Source organism: Pontibacter indicus (assembly GCF_900156345.1).
GTDB classification, from domain to species: Bacteria; Bacteroidota; Bacteroidia; order Cytophagales; family Hymenobacteraceae; genus Pontibacter; species Pontibacter indicus.
The window spans coordinates 100,749-119,358 of sequence record NZ_FTPP01000001.1 but is presented as its reverse complement, the minus strand read 5'-3'; the positions used below and the strand labels follow the sequence as shown (position 1 = coordinate 119,358).

Annotated in this window: 10 protein-coding genes; 6 read left to right on the top strand and 4 right to left on the bottom strand. The window is 55.4% G+C overall.

The window, feature by feature from the left end; translation table 11 throughout:
* Positions 1-208 precede the first annotated feature (208 nt).
* From xseA to B0B12_RS00485, 3 genes are read left to right on the top strand one after another with little or no spacing between them, the layout of a single operon-like run.
* The gene (gene xseA / locus B0B12_RS00495) at positions 209-1,771 is read left to right on the top strand and encodes an exodeoxyribonuclease VII large subunit (protein WP_076665567.1); all 1,563 of its coding nucleotides are present in this window, start codon (positions 209-211) and stop codon (positions 1,769-1,771) included.
* Positions 1,764-2,030 carry an exodeoxyribonuclease VII small subunit gene (gene xseB, locus B0B12_RS00490; protein WP_076665566.1) on the top strand — a complete coding sequence of 89 codons (267 nt, stop codon included), beginning with the start codon at positions 1,764-1,766 and terminating at the stop codon, positions 2,028-2,030. The genes xseA and xseB overlap by 8 nt, the downstream gene beginning before the upstream one ends.
* An 8-nt stretch (positions 2,031-2,038) precedes the next feature.
* Complete coding sequence (locus B0B12_RS00485; protein WP_076665565.1) at positions 2,039-2,233, top strand: hypothetical protein; 195 nt, start codon at positions 2,039-2,041, stop codon at positions 2,231-2,233.
* 86 nt (positions 2,234-2,319) lie between these two features.
* Here B0B12_RS00485 and B0B12_RS00480 read toward each other — a convergent pair whose 3' ends face one another.
* Positions 2,320-4,527, bottom strand: coding sequence for a bifunctional alpha,alpha-trehalose-phosphate synthase (UDP-forming)/trehalose-phosphatase (locus B0B12_RS00480; protein WP_076667533.1), 2,208 nt, complete (start codon positions 4,525-4,527; stop codon positions 2,320-2,322).
* 402 nt (positions 4,528-4,929) lie between these two features.
* Here B0B12_RS00480 and B0B12_RS00470 point away from each other — a divergent pair, with 402 nt between their 5' ends.
* A complete protein-coding gene (locus B0B12_RS00470) occupies positions 4,930-5,529 on the top strand; it encodes a DUF2179 domain-containing protein (RefSeq protein ID WP_076665563.1) in 600 nt (199 codons plus the stop codon).
* 758 nt (positions 5,530-6,287) lie between these two features.
* On the opposite strand, the gene glgB is transcribed toward B0B12_RS00470, so the two are convergent.
* The 3 genes from glgB to B0B12_RS00450 are packed head-to-tail and all read right to left on the bottom strand — an operon-like array spanning position 6,288 to position 14,001.
* Positions 6,288-8,639 carry a 1,4-alpha-glucan branching protein GlgB gene (gene glgB / locus B0B12_RS00460; protein ID WP_076665561.1) on the bottom strand — a complete coding sequence of 784 codons (2,352 nt, stop codon included), beginning with the start codon at positions 8,637-8,639 and terminating at the stop codon, positions 6,288-6,290.
* Positions 8,632-11,964: a maltose alpha-D-glucosyltransferase gene (treS, locus tag B0B12_RS00455; RefSeq protein ID WP_076665560.1), complete on the bottom strand. Its 3,333-nt coding sequence runs from the start codon at positions 11,962-11,964 to the stop codon at positions 8,632-8,634. The genes glgB and treS overlap by 8 nt, the downstream gene beginning before the upstream one ends.
* Positions 11,965-11,979: 15 nt before the next feature.
* Positions 11,980-14,001, bottom strand: a complete 2,022-nt coding sequence (locus B0B12_RS00450; RefSeq protein WP_076665559.1) for an alpha-1,4-glucan--maltose-1-phosphate maltosyltransferase — start codon at positions 13,999-14,001, stop codon at positions 11,980-11,982.
* Positions 14,002-14,212: 211 nt separating this feature from the next.
* Between B0B12_RS00450 and treZ the strand changes: the two genes are divergently transcribed.
* Together treZ and B0B12_RS00440 are read left to right on the top strand one after the other, a co-directional pair.
* The gene (treZ, locus tag B0B12_RS00445; RefSeq protein WP_076665558.1) at positions 14,213-16,057 is read left to right on the top strand and encodes a malto-oligosyltrehalose trehalohydrolase; all 1,845 of its coding nucleotides are present in this window, start codon (positions 14,213-14,215) and stop codon (positions 16,055-16,057) included.
* 126 nt (positions 16,058-16,183) lie between these two features.
* Positions 16,184-18,607 (top strand): DUF3536 domain-containing protein, encoded by a 2,424-nt coding sequence (locus tag B0B12_RS00440; RefSeq protein ID WP_076665557.1) that lies wholly within the window; start codon positions 16,184-16,186, stop codon positions 18,605-18,607.
* Positions 18,608-18,610 lie beyond the last annotated feature (3 nt).

Sequence of the window (18,610 nt, the reverse complement as noted above, 5' to 3'; positions counted from 1 at the left end):
AGGCTGAAGCTACGCCAGGTATAGGTATAGGAAACAGGGCCGCTATACCTGAGGCTTGGCCAGAGTCCCACTCTCGCCATTATCACTATACCTATAACAAGCAATCGCTCAATTAAGCCCCACAGCTACAAAACTCAAAAACCCAAATCGCTTTACAGATAATTCCTCCAAAAACCCTATCTTCGGGATTGGATTCCTCACCCTGCCCATGGCCCAGTTTTATTTCAGCCAAACCTCCGTCACCCAGGAGTTTCATGCTCCGCTTTCGCTCTTCGAGCTGCACCAGCAGATTCGGGAAGAACTGGAAATGGCGTTTCCTGAGAGCTACTGGGTAGTGGCCGAAATCTCGCAGGTGACGCCCGACCGGCGTAAAGGGCACTGCTACCTCAACCTGGTTGACAAAGGCAACGATGCGCGAGGAGCCATACAGGCGCAGGCCCGGGCTACGATCTGGAGCAGCCGCTTTCAGATGCTGGGGCGCTATTTTGAGGAGAAGACCGGGCAGCCGCTCAAGGCCGGACTCAAGATCCTGTTTCAGGCCCAGGTGCGATTTCACGAACTCTATGGCCTGAGCCTCGACATTGTCAACATCGACGCCAACTACACCATCGGCGACCTGGCCCGGCAACGGCAGGAAACCCTGAAGCGACTGGAGGTAGAAGGCCTGCTCACGTCCAACAAAGAGCTGGAAATGCCACTGGTTCCGCAACGGCTGGCCATTGTGTCGTCGGCCACGGCGGCGGGCTACCAGGATTTTATACACCAACTCGAAAACAACAGCTACGGCTATACCTTCGACACGCGTCTCTTTCCGGCCACCGTGCAGGGCAATGAAGCACCGGCCTCCATCGTCAAGGCCATGGACCTGATCGCCAGGTATAGCCATTTGTTCGACGCTATCGTGATCATCCGCGGGGGTGGTTCGCAGACGGATCTGGGTTGCTTTGACGATTACAAAGTGGCGGCTGCCATCGGTAACTCCCCGCTTCCCGTGATAACAGGTATAGGCCACGAGCGCGACGAAAGCACTGCCGACATCGTGGCCCATACCCGCCAGAAAACGCCGACGGCTGTGGCCAACTTCTTATTGGAAAAAGCGCTTGCTTTTGAGACGGAGATAGAAGGGCTCTTCGACAGCATTCACATGTTTGCCGGGCAGCAGCTTCGCCTCTCGGCTGATAAACTGGAGCGGCAGAGTCTTAAAATATCGAACATCACCAATGCATACTTGCAGGAGAACCGGGAGCAGCTGGAGCATTTTTCGAAAAGCCTGTTGCTCAAGCCCAAAAACTTCCTTGAGAACCAGAAACGTCAGTTGCTGAACGCCGAAAGGCTGCTGCAGGCCAATACCAAAGATGTGCTGCACCTGCGCGGAAAGGAACTAAGCGAGCTGAGCGTTTGTGTGGAAGGAATAAGCCAGCGCTGGCTGCACATGAAGGAGCAGGACCTGAACAAGCTTGTGCACTGCATCGAAACAGAGGCCAAGGACAAGCACAAGCGGAGCCAACTGAGCTTTGTGAAATGCAGCGACCGCCTGCAGTACAGCGCCCAGAAGAAGCTAAGCACCGACAGTCACCGGCTCGACCTGCTCGAAATGCGCATCCAGGCCAACGACCCGGAGAAGCTCCTGCTGCGCGGCTATACCTTGACCCTGATCAATGGCAAGATCATTAAGCACATAGGGCAGGTCAAAGAGGGAGACGTGATCGAAACGCGCCTGCACGACGGCAGCGTGCACAGTTTAGTTGTAAACAAAGACGAAAATGAATAACAAAGACATAAGCAAAATGACCTACCGCGAGGCCACCCAGGAACTCGAGGAAATCCTGCGGGCCATCGAAAGCGACTCCGTGGACGTGGACGAACTCACCCAAAAAGTGCAGCGCTCCTCCCTGCTGATCAAGTTCTGCAAAGACAAACTACGCCATGCCGAGAACGCCATAAACCAGGTGTTCAACGAGGAAAACTGCGAAGAGCCAGCCTCGAAATCTGAGAAAGGCAGTGGCGCGAATGGAACCCTGTTCCAGTAGGTATAGCCATGAAGAAGGTATACCCTTTTCTGATTGTAGCGGCCATCGGACTGCTGATATATAATATCTCTCGCTTAGACTATGCCGCTCTTGCCTCACAACAGAACCAAAAGGTCTACCTATCGCTGGCCAGCAATGTGCTTATTCTGGCAAGCCTGTCGTTGTCTTATTACAGGTATAGGAAGTATAACAGATCTTACTGAGAGAGACTATACCTTAAATAGCTATCATAGAAAAGCCCCGCACTGTCTGCAACAGCCGGGGCTTTTTCTGTTTCACTAAAACCTATTTACAACAATTCTTTCGGAAGCTTCTTCTGCTTAAGCCCTACTAATCTTGAAAGCAATTTTCGGGTTTCCTCGCAGCTATCCAGGTGGTATTTGGCCACCGAGTGCGAATTACCGATCTTCACGGTATAGGCCTCGCGCGGCATGGCTTTGAATATGTCTTCATCGCCCCAGTCATCGCCGATGGCCAGCACAAAGTCGTGTGGATACATGTTGAGCCAGTAGCCGGTCGCTTTGCCCTTGCTCACCTCCTGCGCCTTGATCTCCACGGCCATTTGTCCGTCGAGCACCTGCAGGTTGCTGTTGGTCGCCAGGAAGTTGAGGTGGCTCACCAGCTCGCGGGCACGCAATTCACCCAGACCGGTTTCTACACGGCGATAGTGCCATACCAGCGAATACTCTTTCTCTTCGATAAACGAGCCCGGCGTGCGGTCCACGTACAAATCCAGAATCAGGCGGATGTCGCTCTTCCAGTCGTCGATCAGGCTGGTCATGGTCTGCCAGCCGGTGCCGCGCTGCTTTATCCAGACGCCGTGCTCGGCGATCAGGTCGATGTTCAGGTGGCCCAGCCAGCGCTGCATGTTGTCCTTCTCGCGGCTACTGATCACCACTACGCGGTTCTTGGAATTGCTGCTCAACACCTGCAGGAGTTCCAGCAGGTCTTCGTCGGGCGCGGCCATCAGCGGACGGTTGTGGTAATCCACCAGGGCGCCGTCATACTCCAGGAAGAACAGACGCGTACTGGCCTCTTCGTAGGAGTTGCTCAGTTCCTGGTAGGTCGCCTCGTCGAGGTAAGTGGTGGCCATGGACAGCTGCTTGATCTTCACATAAGAAAGTCGGTCCATGAACATGCTCACCCAGTGATGAATGTTATACCTGCGCAGCGACTCCTGCATGTGCTGCATGTGCTGCTTTTGCATGTCTTCGGGCATGGTAAGGGCTGCGTGTAGCGTCTCGACCATCTGGTTGATGTCGTTCGGGTTGATCAGCAGCGCCTCCGATAGTTCTTTCGAAGCTCCCGCCATCTCGCTCAGGATCAGCACGCCGGTCTGGTCGAGCTTGCTGGCCACATACTCCTTGCAGACCAGGTTCATGCCGTCGCGCATCGGAGTTACGAGCGCCACATCGGCCATGCGGTAAAAGGCCGACAGGGTTTCAAGTGGGTATGAGCGGTAGAAGTACTGGATCGGATTCCAGTTCATGTGGCTGTACTTGCCGTTGATGCGGCCCACCAGTTCGTCTACTTCCTCTTTCAGTTCTTTGTACTTCTCCACCGCGTCGCGCGAAGGTACGACGAGCATCACCAGGGTCACTTTTTCATGAAACTCCGGGTAGCGCTCCAAAAACAGTTCAAAGGCCTGCAAGCGCTGCGGTATACCTTTGGAATAATCGAGCCGGTCGATGGAAAGCACGATCTTTTTGGAGTGCAGGTTGTTGCGGTACATTTTTTCCCGTTTCATCACCTCCTCACTGGCAGCCGTCTGCTCATACTTTTCATAGTCAATGCCCATCGGGAAGGAGTCGACAAGCAGGGAACGGTTGCCGGTGTTGATCCAGCCGTGCGTGCTGCCGTGGCCCACCAGGCGGTTGACCGAGCTGAGGAAGTGGCGCATGTCGTCGTAGGTATGGAAGCCGATGAGGTCGGACCCCAGCATCCCCTCAAGCAGCTCTTTGCGCCAGGGCAAGAGGCGGAACACTTCGTAAGACGGAAAAGGAATGTGCTGGAAGAAACCGATGGTACTTTCCGGCAGCTTCTCGCGCAACATAGATGGTAGCAATAGCAACTGGTAATCGTGCACCCAGATCGTGTCGTCGGGCTCAGCCACTTTCACCAACTCGTCGCAGTATTTCTGGTTTACCTCAACGTACGTCTCCCAGAGCTGCTGCTCGTAGATGGCGTACTGGCTGAAGTAGTGGAAAGTAGGCCACAGCGTTTCGTTGCTGAAGCCCTCGTAAAACTCTTTTATCTCTTTTTCGGTGAGGAAGACCGGGTGCATGTTCTGCCCGTTGAGGTTGTCGATGACTTGCTGTTGCTGCGTTTCATCTTCGACCACCATGCCGGGCCAGCCAATCCAAAGGTTGTTCTTTTTCTTGTAGATAGAGCCTAATCCCGTTGCGAGGCCGCCCTCACTCGGTTTAAAATCAAGCCGCCCCTCTTGTTCCTGTAACTTGACAGGGAGTCGGTTTGACACAATAATCAGTTTCGCCATGTGAATACACCTTATGTCTGGCTGCTTCAGCTGCTTGCCCAGGGTGTGGGTCAACAACGTTCAGTGTCCGGATTCAAAAAAATTCTAAGCCTATTTGTGTACAGGTAGTCTCTATTGCATACGGATATAATCAGACACACGTTTTGGCTATATAGTAAAATTAATATGAAATAAATTGCCTCCTTCCCGCTGCGTTTGCCAAGCAGCCAGGCCACCTCCTTTATACTGAAGCACATAGGCCATACCTGCGGAAAAGGTACCATATCCGCAAAAATCTTAGTACCTTTATACAAGTGCGACACCCGCAAGCTAATCGCAAGGCCGGGGCTCGTTTCGGTCAGGAAACCATTTCTGACCGTTCGCAGTAACAGCATACACATTAGCCAAAGAACAAATCACCCCATGGAGTATTTCGAAGGAGTTGACCCGGAAATCGTCAGCTGGGTCATTATACCTGCCCTTATTTTTTTTGCCCGCATTATGGACGTGACGCTGGGCACCCTGCGTATCGTTTTTATCTCGAAAGGCGACAAAACCATTGCCCCGCTGCTGGGCTTTGTGGAAGTGCTGATCTGGCTCGTGGCCATCACGCAGGTGATGCAGAACCTAAGCAACTTTGCCTCATACCTTGCCTGGGCGGGCGGCTTTGCCGCGGGCAATTTCCTGGGCCTGCGCATTGAGCAAACGCTGGCGCTGGGCCAGGTGGTGGTGCGTGTGATTACCGTAGATTCGGGCGAGGATCTCATCAGCCGCCTGACCAACCGAGGCTACCGCCTCACCGCCCTCGATGCGAGAGGCTCAAGAGGCAAAGTCAATCTGCTTTTCATGATCGTGAAGCGCAAGAAATTGAAAGAAGTCATCAACATCATCCGCGACTACAACCCCAACGCCTTCTACTCGATCGAGGACGTGCGCTCGGTGTCGGATACAGGCGTCCCGAGCGAGGAGGGCGAACGCAAAAGAACGTTCACTAAGTTTCTGCCGCTGAGGAAGGGGAAGTAGGGTTGTGGTTAAGCATTTTGTCTGAATCAGGATTTTCAGGATTACCGGATTGACAGGATTTTCATGCACGATTAACATCCCCCTGCCACCTCGAGAGGGAATTTTTGGCCGTTTCCTTTTTCAAGGTATAGGCGCTGTAGGTAAGGTATAAAAGATGAAAAATGTCATCCCCCTGCCCCCTTCGAAGGGGGACTCTGCAGCTACTACTTAATCTACAGGTATAGCTTTGTAGTTGTTGTTTAGCTATACCGGGTCAAACCACCCCTACCCCTCCTTGTCCAAGGAGGGGAGCCTGTTGCAGCCTCTTCTCAGCTGCAGAACGGCATCGCTTCGCTGCTTTTGCGGTTGCACAAACCACTGGCAGGTATAGCAAGACTAACTTGCGCGCTTACAATGCAACAAATAACTGTGCCAGGTGCACCAAATGACACTCCACTGTTGGGGGTGAAGGGGTCCCCCTGTCAAGAGCGGTCAGCGAGTTTGGAGGGTCTTGACTTTTTTGCCTACTTTGGGGGTAGGGGCCCTCGATTTGTGTCAAGACAAAAAGTGAGTGCCCGCCGCACAGGCGAAACAGCAGCCTGCCTGGCCAAGGCAAGCTATGAAACAAGACAGTAGCTATACCTCACACTAGACCAGAGGCTCCACGATAGCAGACACGAGCATCGACGCTCGCACCATACTTAGCTTATAAAAAGAGCGTCTGCTCATACCTGAACAGACGCTCCCTTATCAAGGCAATACGCCATAAAAAATCAAACTTACCCCTGCGGTGACTGATACTTCAAATACACCACTGCCATCGGCGGCAACCGCAGCACGACAGAATAAGCATGCCCGTGGAAAGAATCAGGTATAGCCTGCACGGTGCCGTGGTTATGGAAATTACTGCCTCCAAAGCGGCCGTCATCGCTGTTGAACACCTCCACCCAGTTGCCGCCGGTCGGTACGCCTAGCCGGTAATTGTCATGTACACCCGGCGTGAAATTGCAAACCACCAGCAACTGCTCGTCGGGCTGCTCTCCTTTGCGCAGGAAACTGATCACGCTGTTATGGGCATCGTTGTAGTCAATCCACTCGAAGCCTGCAGGGTCAAACGCTCTGCCATAAAGGGCCGGTTCCTGCTGGTAGGTGTGGTTGAGGGCTCGGATCAGATGCTGTACACCTGCGTGGTAGCCGTACTGTAGCAAGTGCCAGTCCAGGCTGCTGTCGTGGTTCCACTCGGTGCTTTGCGCCAGCTCGCCCCCCATAAAGAGGAGCTTGGCTCCTGGGTGCGCGTACATGTAGGTATAGAGCGCCCGCAAATTGGCAAATCGCTGCCACTCATCGCCTGGCATCTTCCGAATCAGGGAGCCTTTGCCGTGCACCACTTCGTCGTGCGAGAGCGGCAGCATGAAGCGTTCGCTAAACGCGTAGATGATGCTGAAGGTGATGTCGCCCTGGTGGTGTCTTCGGTAGATCGGGTCTTTCGAAAAGTAAGTGAGCGTGTCGTGCATCCAGCCCATCATCCATTTCATGTCGAAACCCAGACCGCCGTCTGCTACTTTGCCCGTCACCTGAGGCCAGGCCGTGGACTCTTCTGCAATCGTGAGCGTGTCCGGGAACTGCATGTGCACGGCTTCGTTGAAGTCTTTCAGGAAAGAGATCGCCTCCAGGTTCTCACGGCCGCCAAACTCGTTCGGGATCCACTCGTCGTGCTTACGGCTGTAGTCCAGGTATAGCATGGAGGCCACAGCATCTACCCGCAGCCCGTCCACGTGGTATTTGTCGAGCCAGAACAGGGCATTGCTGATTAGAAAAGACCGAACCTCGTTGCGACCGTAGTTGAAGATGTAGCTGTTCCAGTCCGGGTGATAGCCTTTGCGTGGATCGGCGTGCTCGAACAGGTGTGTGCCATCGAAGTAAGCCAAGCCGTGCTCGTCTGACGGGAAGTGCGAGGGTACCCAGTCCATGATCACGCCAATGCCTTCGCGGTGCAGCGCATCGATCAGGCACATGAGGTCTTCCGGCGAGCCGTAGAGACTGGCCGCCGCAAAATAGCCCGTGATCTGGTAGCCCCAGGAACCACTAAAAGGGTGGAACATCACCGGCATGAACTCTACATGCGTAAAGCCCAGATCCTTGACATAAGCGGGCAGCTCCTCGGCCAGTTCGCGGTAAGTGAGCGGGCGGTTGTTGTCTTCGGGCTTGCGGCGCCAGGAGCCTACATGCAGTTCGTAGACCGAGTAAGGCTGCGGCTGTCCGTGGCGCGACTTGCGCTGTACCAGCCAGTCCTGGTCCTGCCAGGTATGGTGCAGCTCATGCACGACCGAGGCCGTCTGAGGCGGCTTTTCGCGTCGCAGCGCAAAGGGGTCACTCTTCTCGACATGGTACATGTGGTACCGCGAGCGGATGTGGTATTTGTACAGCATGCCCGCTTGCACATCTGGGATAAAGCCTTCCCATATACCTGAGCCATCGGCTCGAACCCGTAACTGGTGACTTTCGCGGCTCCAGGCGTTAAAGTCGCCCATCACAGAAACCTGCTCGGCGTTCGGAGCCCATACCGCAAAGTATGCGCCTTTGGTGCCCTGTCGCTCCATCAGGTGCGAGCCCAGCTTTTCGTACAGGTTGAAGTGACGACCTTCGCGGAACAGGTACACGTCGAACTCCGACAGCCGGCTGACGTCGTAGTAGACCGGCCCGGTTTGCTCCTGCTGCGGCTGCTCCGTGGCTGGGGAAGGCGTGGTTGATAACCCTACCTCCTGGGCCTCCTGCTGCTGAGTTACCGACTTGGCCGTTCTTCCCCGTCTCAGTTTGGCTTCGCCTTGCCCAACCGTGGCTTCGGCTGAAGTGGCTTTCGCTGCCCGTCCCCGCGTTGGTTTCACCATCACTTCCCGGGCTGCGACGCCTGGTTCGGGGCTGTCCGTTTTGCGTGGCCTGCCCCTTTTGGCGGGTGCCGCGGCAGCTCCGGACTGCACTTCTACTGTCGCTATACCTTCGGCCTTTCTGCTATTTTTGCTGCCTCTGGTTTGGTTTGGTTCCGTCCCTTCGTTAATGGCTGCGCCGGTTCCGGTCTCCATACCTGACAGCGGGTTCTGCTGTGTGTTCTCCTGTTCCTTTTTCTTAGCCATTCTGATATTTCCTCATGATGTACTTGATGCCCCTGATCGGGATGAGCACCCAATCCGGACGGTTATTCAGTTCATAGCCCAGTTCGTAGATCGCCTTCTCCAGCAGGAAGGTCTCCATCAGCACCTGTATGTCATCCTCATTTGCTGGCACCACACCCGAGCCCTTGGCAATGCCCAGGTAGGTATGCATGAAGAAACCGCTGGCATAGTGGTACCACTGTTCGGCCCATTGCTCCAGGTAGTCGCCGTCTTCCTTGCGGAAGCTGTCCTGCTGGAAGAGCGCATTGTAGGCTGCGTAGTGGAACGAGCGGATCATGCCGGCCACGTCGCGCAAAGGAGAGCGCTTGAGTCGGCGCTCGCTAAACGAGCGGGCAGGCTCGCCCTCAAAGTCGATGATGACGAAGTCGCGGCCCGTGAACAGCACCTGTCCCAGGTGGTAGTCGCCGTGGGTCCGAATCTTCATGGTGTCGATCTTGCGACGGAAGATCATCTTGAGACGCTCCAGCACCTGCTGGCGCATCTGCAACACTTCCTCGGCCTCGGCCCGCACATTGTCTGGCAGGTTAGGCAGGTGCTTTTTCAAGCTGTCGAAGTTGCTGCGCACCAGCGACGTGAGCGAGGAATAAAGCGAGCGCTGGTAATGGAGCGAAAAGTCTTCCGGCGAGAAGTCCTTCGAATCGGTGATGGAAGCGAGCGCCAGATGCATCTCCGCGGTGCGCTGGCCCAAGAGCTCGATGCGCTCTACCGAAGCGCCCCCCAGTTGCATCTGCATGTGCTCTGGTGCCTCCGCAAAAGGTACCGGGTTTGCGAGCGTGCCACTCGGGTTGATCTGTTCAATCTGCTCTTTGTGGGTTTGCAGTCGCTCGAAGAAACGCTTCAGCGAATCTTCCATGTAGTTCCAGGCATCACCCTGGTTCGGCACCAATTCCTGCAGCATCACGAGCACCATCGGCGGCTTGCCCTCTTCCTCGTGTTCCACCGAGCCCAGGTACATCGGCACATTCGCGAATTCCCTATCAGTCAGCGTTTGGATGATCTCCACATCCGGATTCAGCGTACGGTCGAGTTTGCGGTATACTTTCAGGAAGAACTGGTTATCGTACAGGATCGAGGTGTTGCTCTGCTCCGCCCCCAGTATTTTAGACGAAAGCGGATGTCCGATTTCCTTTATTTTGGCACCAATGCTGCGGCTTCCGGTACCCACCAGTTCGGCACCATCTCCCTTGATGCTCTTGCGTTTGGCCATCAGGTTGAGCAACAGCTGGCGGTACTCCTCCGCGTAGACGGCATCGTAGAGGATGCCTTCCTGGCCTTCCATGGTTACGCGGGCAATCACGCTGTTGGGCTGGCTGGCGATCAGTTCCTGTTCCTGCTCACCGGTAGCGAAAGCGATCGGCAACTGGTACAGTTCCGGCAACCCTTCGTTGTAGCTTACCTCAATAAAGAGAAGCGAGGCGGCGAAGCTGCCTGCCACCATTGGCATGTTACTCACTACCTGCATGCGCTGTATCGTGCGGGCCTTGCCCCCGAACCAGCGGCGGTTCATCACGTAAGGTGCCAGCACCTTGCTTTCGAGTGTCTTGAGCGAGCGCGCAGGTATAGCTTGGTTCAATGGCGGCAACTGCATGGCGGGCTTTTTCATGTCGAGCCCTTCGCGTCCGCTCACCTCCTGCGGCTGCAGCTCAAACCAGTAGTAGCCGTGGGCACCAATCGTGAGCACGTAGCTGTCGTCCTTTATCTGCGGGAATTTGTTTCTGCTGAACACCTCCACGGGCACATAGCCTCTGAACTCCGGCAGGTCCAGCTCCACGGCCTCCGGGAAGCGCGACAGGTTGGCGATGACGAGGATATTCTCTTCCTGGTATGAGCGCACAAAGGCCAGCACTTTGGCATTGGCCGGATTCAGGAAGCGAATCTCGCCACGACCAAAAGCCTTGTAGCGCTTACGCATGTTGATGATGCGACGCATCCACCAGAGCAGCGAGTTGGCATTGTGCTGCTGCGTGTCCACGTTCACCGACTCGTACTTATATTCCGGGTCGATGATGATGGGCAGGTATAGCTTCTGCGGATTGGCGGTGGAAAAACCGGCATTGCGGTTATCGTTCCACTGCATGGGCGTGCGCACGCCATCGCGGTCGCCGAGGTAATAGTTGTCGCCCATCCCGATCTCGTCGCCGTAGTACACCACCGGTGTGCCCTTCATCGAGAAGAGCAGCACGTTCATCAACTCTATCTTGGCGCGGTCGTTACCCAAAAGTGGCGCCAGGCGGTGGCGTATACCCAGGTTGATTTTGGCAAGAGGGTCGCGCGTGTATACCTTGTACATGTAGTCGCGTTCCTCGTCGGTCACCATTTCGAGCGTCAACTCGTCGTGGTTGCGCAGAAACATAGCCCACTGGCAGGTCTCGGGTATGGCGGGTGTCTGGTCGAAGATGTCGATGATGGGATAGCGGTCCTCCATCTTCACCGACATGAACAGACGCGGCATGATCGGGAAGTGGTAGTTCATGTGGCACTCGTCGCCGTTGCCGAAGTACGAGGCCGAATCCTCCGGCCACATGTTCGCCTCGGCCAGCAGCATTTTGCCCTGATACTTGCTGTCCACGTGGGCGCGCAATTTTTTCAGGAAATCGTGGGTTTCGGGCAGGTTTTCGCAATTGGTGCCGTCACGCTCAAACAGGTATGGTACGGCATCCAGGCGGAAGCCGTCCACGCCCATGTCGAACCAGTAGTCGAGCATCTTGAACACCTCTTGCTGCACATCCGGGTTGTCGAAGTTCAGGTCGGGCTGGTGGTGGAAGAAGCGGTGCCAGTAGTACTGCCCGGCCACGGGGTCCCAGGTCCAGTTGCTTGGCTCGTAGTCGGTGAAGATGATGCGCACGTCCTTGTACTGCTTCGGATCGTCGGTCCAGACGTAGTAGTTGCGGTATTTGGAGCCTTTCTTGGCACGGCGTGCCCGCTGAAACCAGGGGTGCTGATCGGAGCTGTGGTTAATGACCAGCTCGGTAATCACCTTGAGCCCACGGCGGTGCGCCTCCTTTACGAACAGCTTGAAATCCTGCATGGTACCGTAGCTCGGATTGATGCTGTAGTAGTCGGCAATGTCGTAACCGTCGTCTTTGAGCGGCGACGGGTAGAACGGCAGGAGCCAGATCGCGGTCACGCCCAGTTCCTCCAGGTAGTCGAGCTTCTGCATCAGGCCCTTAAAGTCACCGATGCCATCGCCGTTGCCATCCATGAAGGCCTTGATGTGCAACTCGTAGATGATGGCGTCTTTGTACCAGTGAATGTTGTCGTCGAGAAGGGTGTTTTCCTCTGCCATATAGTTTTATCGGTTTTATTCGTGTTTGCCGTGGTCGTCGGGCAGCCAGTTGTCGTCCAGGCTGTCGTGGCCCATGCCGGGGTTTGCGGTTTCGATGCGGAACACGTGCACTGGCATTTCGTGCGGCCGGAGCTCCACGTAATTCCACTCACTGTTCCAAGTATACTTGTGTTCGGTGATCAGGTCGTGCACCATGTACTGCTGAGAGCTGTCCATGTGCAGGGCGTGCAGTGGCACCTGCACCCAGCCGGCCTGCGTGTTGTGTGGGTCTAGGTTCACCACCATCAGCATCTTGTTGCGGTAGCTGCTGTCCCACTTGGCATAGCACAGCAGTTGCGGATTGTCGGTGTCGCCGAAGGCAATGTTCCAGGTGGTTTGCAGCGCGGGGTTCACCTGCCGTATCTTGTTTATTTTGGTGATGACCTCACGGATCTTGGTCAGTTTGCCCCAGTCCCAGTGGTAGACCTCATACTTCTCCGAGTCCCAGTACTCCTCCTTGCCTTGCACCGGTGTGTTAATGCCAAACTCGTAAACTGGACCGTACAGACCGTAGTTAGAAGACAGTGTTGCCGCCATCACCACGCGGGCAATGTGCGCCGCCTCGCCACCCGTCTGCAGTTCGTAGGGCAAAATATCCGGCGTGTTGGGCCAGAAGTTAGGACGGTAGAAGTCGCGCATCTCGGTTTTGGTGAGCTCGCGCATGTACTCTTTGATCTCGGCGGCTGTATTGCGCCACGTGAAGTAGGTATAGGATTGTGTGAAGCCGATCTTGCCGAGCCGCTCCATCACGCGCGGACGCGTAAAGGCCTCTGCCAGGAAGATTACCTGCGGGTACTGCTGGCGCACTTCCCGGATCATCCATTCCCAAAACGCAAATGGCTTGGTATGAGGATTATCGACCCGGAAAATGTGCACGCCCTGCTCAATCCAGTGCGTGACGATGCTCTTAAGCTCTAGCCACAGGTTTTGCCAGTCCTCGGTTTCGAAGTTGACAGGCAGCACATCCTGGTATTTCTTGGGTGGGTTCTCGGCATATTGCACCGTACCATCGGGTCGCCACTTAAACCATTGCGGGTGCTCCTTCACATAGGGGTGGTCGGGCGAGCACTGAATGGCAAAGTCCAGCGCGACTTCGATGCCGTGCTCGCGGGCCGTCTGCACAAAATGGCGGAATTCGTCCAAAGTCCCCAGCTCCGGCAAAATGCTTTTATGTCCGCCGGTTTCGGCACCAATGGCCCAGGGCGAACCTGGCTCGCCGGGCTGCGAGGTAACCGAGTTGTTCTTGCCTTTGCGGAACGCGTGGCCAATGGGGTGTATGGGCGGCAGGTAGATCGTGTCGAAGCCCATCTCGGCGATGCGGGGCAACAGCCGCTCGCAGTCCTGGAAGGTGCCGTGGCGGCCTGCCTCCTGCGCGGCGGAGCGCGGGAAGAACTCATACCAGGTGCTGAAAAGCGCTTTCTGGCGCTCCACTTCCACGGTCAGTATTTTGTGGTAATTCGTCACATTCTGGCGATCGCAGCAGGCGTGCATCAGGTCCGACACCTCCGGACTGGTGGCCAGTGTCACGGCGTCGGCAACGGAGCCCGGTCTGTTGAGCTGCTCGGCCCATTTGCGCAGACGCTTCTGCTGGCCCGGCTTGGCGGTATTGGCAGACTCCTCAAGCAGTTGTGCGCCTATCTGCAACTCAACGGTAATGTCCTGGTTTGCTTCAAACTTTTTCTTTAGTCCTTTTTGCCAGCTATAGAAGTGGTCGATCCAGCCCTGCAGGGTGTACTCGAAGGTACCCATGCTGTCGGGGGTGAAGGTGGCCTGCCAGTGGTCGTTGCCCAGAAAAGTCATGGGCACCTCGCTCCATTTTTTCTTTTTGGAATGACGGTAGAGCAGCACGGCTTTTACTTCATCATGGCCATCTCCAAACACGTCTGCCGTCACTTCGACCTCCTCTCCCACGATGCGTTTGATTGGATACTGCCCACAGTTTACCTGCGGCTTCACGTTCTCGATGACAACCCTTTTGGTTCCTTCCAGTGCTTCCATGTATGCTATTTTTCCTGATTTTGATGAAGAATAGCTAATAGGTACTGCATGCGCGCGCAATAGGTTTCGGCCCAAAATACGCAGCTATACCTATACCCTATGTTAAGCCGGTTCCAGGACCACTTTGGAATCGGGAAAAGTTTTATCGGCCAAAAAAGAACAACCTAAAGCCGTATATGCCAGTTAGAAATCAGGCGTAAAAGGATACTTTATGAGCATAACGAGAGAAATAGGAGCACACTACAGCCCGGAAAAAGGAACGCTGTTCACGGTGTGGGCACCGGCGGCGGAACAGGTAGATGTGGTGCTAAAAGATAATGATAAGATAATGCCGCTGCAGCGCGAAGCCTTCGGCTACTGGACCGGTTTGAGCGAAGTGACAGGCCCCGGCGCCCTCTATACCTTCCGGCTCGACGGGGAGACGGAGCGCCCTGATCCCGCCTCGCAGCACCAGCCCGACGGTGTGCACGAACCCTCCGCCGTGGTCGATCATACTGCTTTTGCGTGGACCGATAAAAGCTGGAAGCCGCTGCCGTTGGAGCAGTACATTATCTATGAGTTGCACGTGGGCACTTTCTCGGAAGAAGGCACCTTTCAGGGCGTTATCGATAAGCTGCCTGATCTTGTGGACTTGGGTATAACAGCGATTGAGCTGATGCCAGTCGCGCAATTTCCGGGCAGCCGCAACTGGGGGTATGATGGCGTATACCCTTCGGCGGTACAAAACTCATATGGTGGTCCGGATGGCCTGAAAGAACTGGTAAATGCCTGCCACGCCGCAGGTATAGCTGTGGTGCTGGATGTGGTCTACAATCACCTGGGTCCGGAAGGCAACTACCTCAACGATTTCGGGCCTTACTTTACCGACAAGTATAACACGCCCTGGGGTAAGTCGCTTAACTTCGATGACGCCCACAGCGACCACGTGCGCAACTTCTTCATCCAGAACGCCCTGCTCTGGCTGCGCGACTACCACATCGACGCCCTTCGCCTCGACGCCGTGCACGCTATTCTGGACACAGGCGCCAAACACTTTCTGCAGGAGTTGCAGGAGCATGTGGAGCACCTGGAACAGCAACTGGGCAGGCACTTTATTCTGATAGCCGAAAGCGACCTGAACGATGTGCGCGTCATCAACCCGATGGAAAAAGGGGGCTACGGACTGGCGGCACAATGGAGTGACGATTTTCACCATGCCGTGCACGCCCTGCTCACGGGTGAGGATTCCGGCTATTACAGCGATTTCGGGAAGCTGGAGCAGTTGCAGAAAGCGCTGCAGCACGGCTTTGTGTACGATGGCCTTTACTCCGAGCACCGCAAACGCACCTTCGGCAGCGATGCCACGGCCAACCCCGCCCGGCAGTTTGTGGTCTGCTCCCAGAACCACGACCAGGTGGGCAACCGCATGCTCGGCGAGCGACTGACGCAGCTGGTCTCGGATGACCTGCTCAAAGTAGCGGCAGGGCTCGTGCTCCTCTCCCCTTTTACCCCAATGTTGTTCATGGGCGAGGAGTATGGTGAGGAAAATCCTTTCTTATACTTTGTGAGCCACTCCGACAAAGACCTGGTTGAGGCCGTGCGCAACGGCAGGAAGGAAGAGTTCTCGGCTTTTGCGTGGCAGGGTGAAGCCCCCGACCCGCAGTCCGAAGAGACGTTCAACAAGTCGAAACTGCAGCGCAGCTATGAGCACAGCGAAAAGCACCGCCAACTGCGCGACTTCTACAAAGCACTTATCAAGCTCCGCAAGTCAGCTCCTGCCCTGGCCAGGCCCGACAAAACCCGCCTGCACGTTTCCGCCGACCACCATACCCAGGTACTACATCTGATCCATTCAGGTGAAAGTCCGTATCTGTATACCTTGTTTAACATAAGTAATCAACCTCAAAAAATACAGCTAGTAAAAGAAGTTGGCGCTGATTGGGAATTGGTGTTAAGCTCGGTGGAAAGCAGGTATGGCGGGGAAGGTATGGAACTGCCTCAGCAAGTGCAGGCAGGTCAGGAAATAGAATTACCAGCCGCTTCGGTCACTGTATTCCAAAGCAACACCATAATGTGATGCTTGCGTGGCTATACCTTAAACGCAAAAAAGAGGGCAGTTTCCAGACGAATCAGGTATAGCAAAGGCACCAACAGGTATACCTCACGTCTTTCGGCCTTTGTCAAACAGTCTTTTGTCAAAAAAATGAACAAGTACATCTGCATTCACGGTCACTTTTACCAGCCGCCCCGCGAAAACCCCTGGCTTAACGAGGTGGAGCTGCAGGAGTCTGCGCACCCCTACCACGATTGGAACGAGCGCATTACGGACGAATGCTACGCCCGCAACACGGCCTCCCGCATCCAAAACGGCAAGGGCCAGATTGTGGACATTATGAATAACTATGCCCGCATGAGCTTCAACTTCGGCCCTACTTTGCTCGAGTGGATGGAGAAGAAAGCACCTGACATTTACCAGTCCATTCTGGATGCCGACAAGGAGAGCCAGAGGCGTTTCTCAGGGCATGGTGCCGCGCTGGCGCAAGTATACAACCACATGATCATGCCGTTGGCTAGTAAGCGCGACCAACATACGCAGGTGATCTGGGGTATTTACGACTTCCGGAAGCGCTTTGGCCGCGACCCGGAGGGGATGTGGCTGGGCGAAACAGCTGCCAATACAGCCACGCTTGAAGTGCTGGCCGAGCATGGGATCAAGTTCACAATCCTGTCTCCCTATCAGGCCAAACGCTACCGCAAGATCGACGATAGGGAATGGCACGATGCGACAGGCGCCAAGATTGATCCGAAACGACCTTACCGCTGTACCCTGCCTTCGGGCCGCACGATTGCGCTGTTTTTTTATGATGCGCCCGTGTCGCAGGCCATTGCTTTTGAGGGTCTGTTGGAGAGCGGTGAGAAATTCGCGCACCGGCTCACCAGCACCTTCGACGCGCATAACGAAGCCCCGCAGCTGATGCACATCGCCACCGATGGCGAAACCTACGGCCACCACCACCGCTTCGGCGAGATGGCCCTCTCCTACGCCCTGCACCACATCGAGCAGGAACATTTGGCCAACCTCACCATCTACGGCGAGTACCTGGAACTATATCCGCCTAAGTACGAAGCTGAGATCATCGAAAACACCTCCTGGAGCTGCATGCACGGTGTGGAGCGCTGGCGGAGCGACTGCGGTTGCCATACCGGTGGTCACGATGACTGGAACCAGGCCTGGCGGGCGCCGGTGCGAGAAGCCTTTGATTGGATGCGCGACCAACTGGAGCCCCTCTACGAGCGGGAAATGCTACACCTGGGCGCGGATCCCTGGCAAACCCGAAACGACTACATCGAGGTGATCATGGACCGGAATGAGGCCCATGTGCAGGAGTTCATACGTGCGCATTGCGACCGCGACCTAAGCAAGGAAGAGCAGGTCCGGTTTCTGAAATTGCTCGAAATGCAGTACCACGCCATGCTCATGTACACGAGTTGCGGCTGGTTTTTCGACGAAGTGACCGGAATCGAAACCATGCAGGACATCCTATACGCCACCCGCGCCCTGCAACTGGCCAAAGACCTGAGCGGCGAAGACTACGAAACAACTTTTGTGGACTTCCTGAGACGGGCCAAAAGCAATAACAAGGAATACGGCGACGCTTCCAAAGCCTACTACAAGATTGTGCAGCCTACCCAACTGGACCTGCTCCGCGTTGGCGCCCACTACGCTGTGTCGTCCCTCTTTACCGACACGCCGGAGGAACTACCACTCTACAGCTACAAAGCCAATTCGGAGTATTACGAGCTGCTGGAGGCAGGCCGGCAGCGACTGGCCATCGGCAAAGCCCACATTCGCTCAACCATCACCTGGGAGGAAGCCGACGTGTCGTTTGCCGTGCTGCACATCGGCGATCACCAGTTGTTCGGGGGTGTGCGCAAATACGTGAGTGCCGATGCCTTTGCCGCGCTGCATCACGAACTCAGCACCGCTTTCGAAAAGGGCAAGATCACCGAGGTGATCATGCTGCTCGACAAGCACTTCGAATCGCACAACTACTCGTTCTGGCATCTGTTCCGCGACGATCAGAAAAAGATACTGGACCAGGTGATGGGGCAAACGCTGCGGGCACTGGAGCATGACTTCCAACAGGTATACGACAACAACTATCCGCTCATGGCTGCCATCAAAAGCGTCGACATGAAGCTGCCCCGCCCGCTGCAAATCACGGTGGACTACATCGTAACGGGTCGTCTGCTTGAAGCGCTAAAGGCAGAATGGGTGGATGTGGACACTGTGCTCAAACTGCTGAAAGAGGTGGAGCGCATGGGCGTGAAACTGGACGAAGATGCCGTGAATTATGCCGCCACCGCACACGTGGAGAAGGCTATGCGCTACCTGGAGGAGCACCCTAACGATACGGAGCACATGCTCTACCTGACCGAGCTCCTGACAGTCATCAATGGCTCGAAGCTGCAGCCCCAATACTGGCAGTCGCAGAACATCGCCTACCGGATGCACCAGACCACCTACGAAGCCAGATGCAAAAATCAGGACGGAAAAAGCACGGAGGATGATGCCTGGTGCAGGCATTTCAAAGACCTGTACGAGAGCCTGAACCTCAAGCTTTAACTT

Coding starts and splice junctions, on each gene's coding strand:
- treS (WP_076665560.1), bottom strand. CDS start 11,964: ATGGCAGAGGAAAACACCCTTCTCGACGACAACATTCACTGGTACAAA.
- xseA (WP_076665567.1), top strand. CDS start 209: ATGGCCCAGTTTTATTTCAGCCAAACCTCCGTCACCCAGGAGTTTCAT.
- B0B12_RS00450 (WP_076665559.1), bottom strand. CDS start 14,001: ATGGAAGCACTGGAAGGAACCAAAAGGGTTGTCATCGAGAACGTGAAG.
- treZ (WP_076665558.1), top strand. CDS start 14,213: ATGAGCATAACGAGAGAAATAGGAGCACACTACAGCCCGGAAAAAGGA.
- B0B12_RS00485 (WP_076665565.1), top strand. CDS start 2,039: ATGAAGAAGGTATACCCTTTTCTGATTGTAGCGGCCATCGGACTGCTG.
- glgB (WP_076665561.1), bottom strand. CDS start 8,639: ATGGCTAAGAAAAAGGAACAGGAGAACACACAGCAGAACCCGCTGTCA.
- xseB (WP_076665566.1), top strand. CDS start 1,764: ATGAATAACAAAGACATAAGCAAAATGACCTACCGCGAGGCCACCCAG.
- B0B12_RS00440 (WP_076665557.1), top strand. CDS start 16,184: ATGAACAAGTACATCTGCATTCACGGTCACTTTTACCAGCCGCCCCGC.
- B0B12_RS00480 (WP_076667533.1), bottom strand. CDS start 4,527: ATGGCGAAACTGATTATTGTGTCAAACCGACTCCCTGTCAAGTTACAG.
- B0B12_RS00470 (WP_076665563.1), top strand. CDS start 4,930: ATGGAGTATTTCGAAGGAGTTGACCCGGAAATCGTCAGCTGGGTCATT.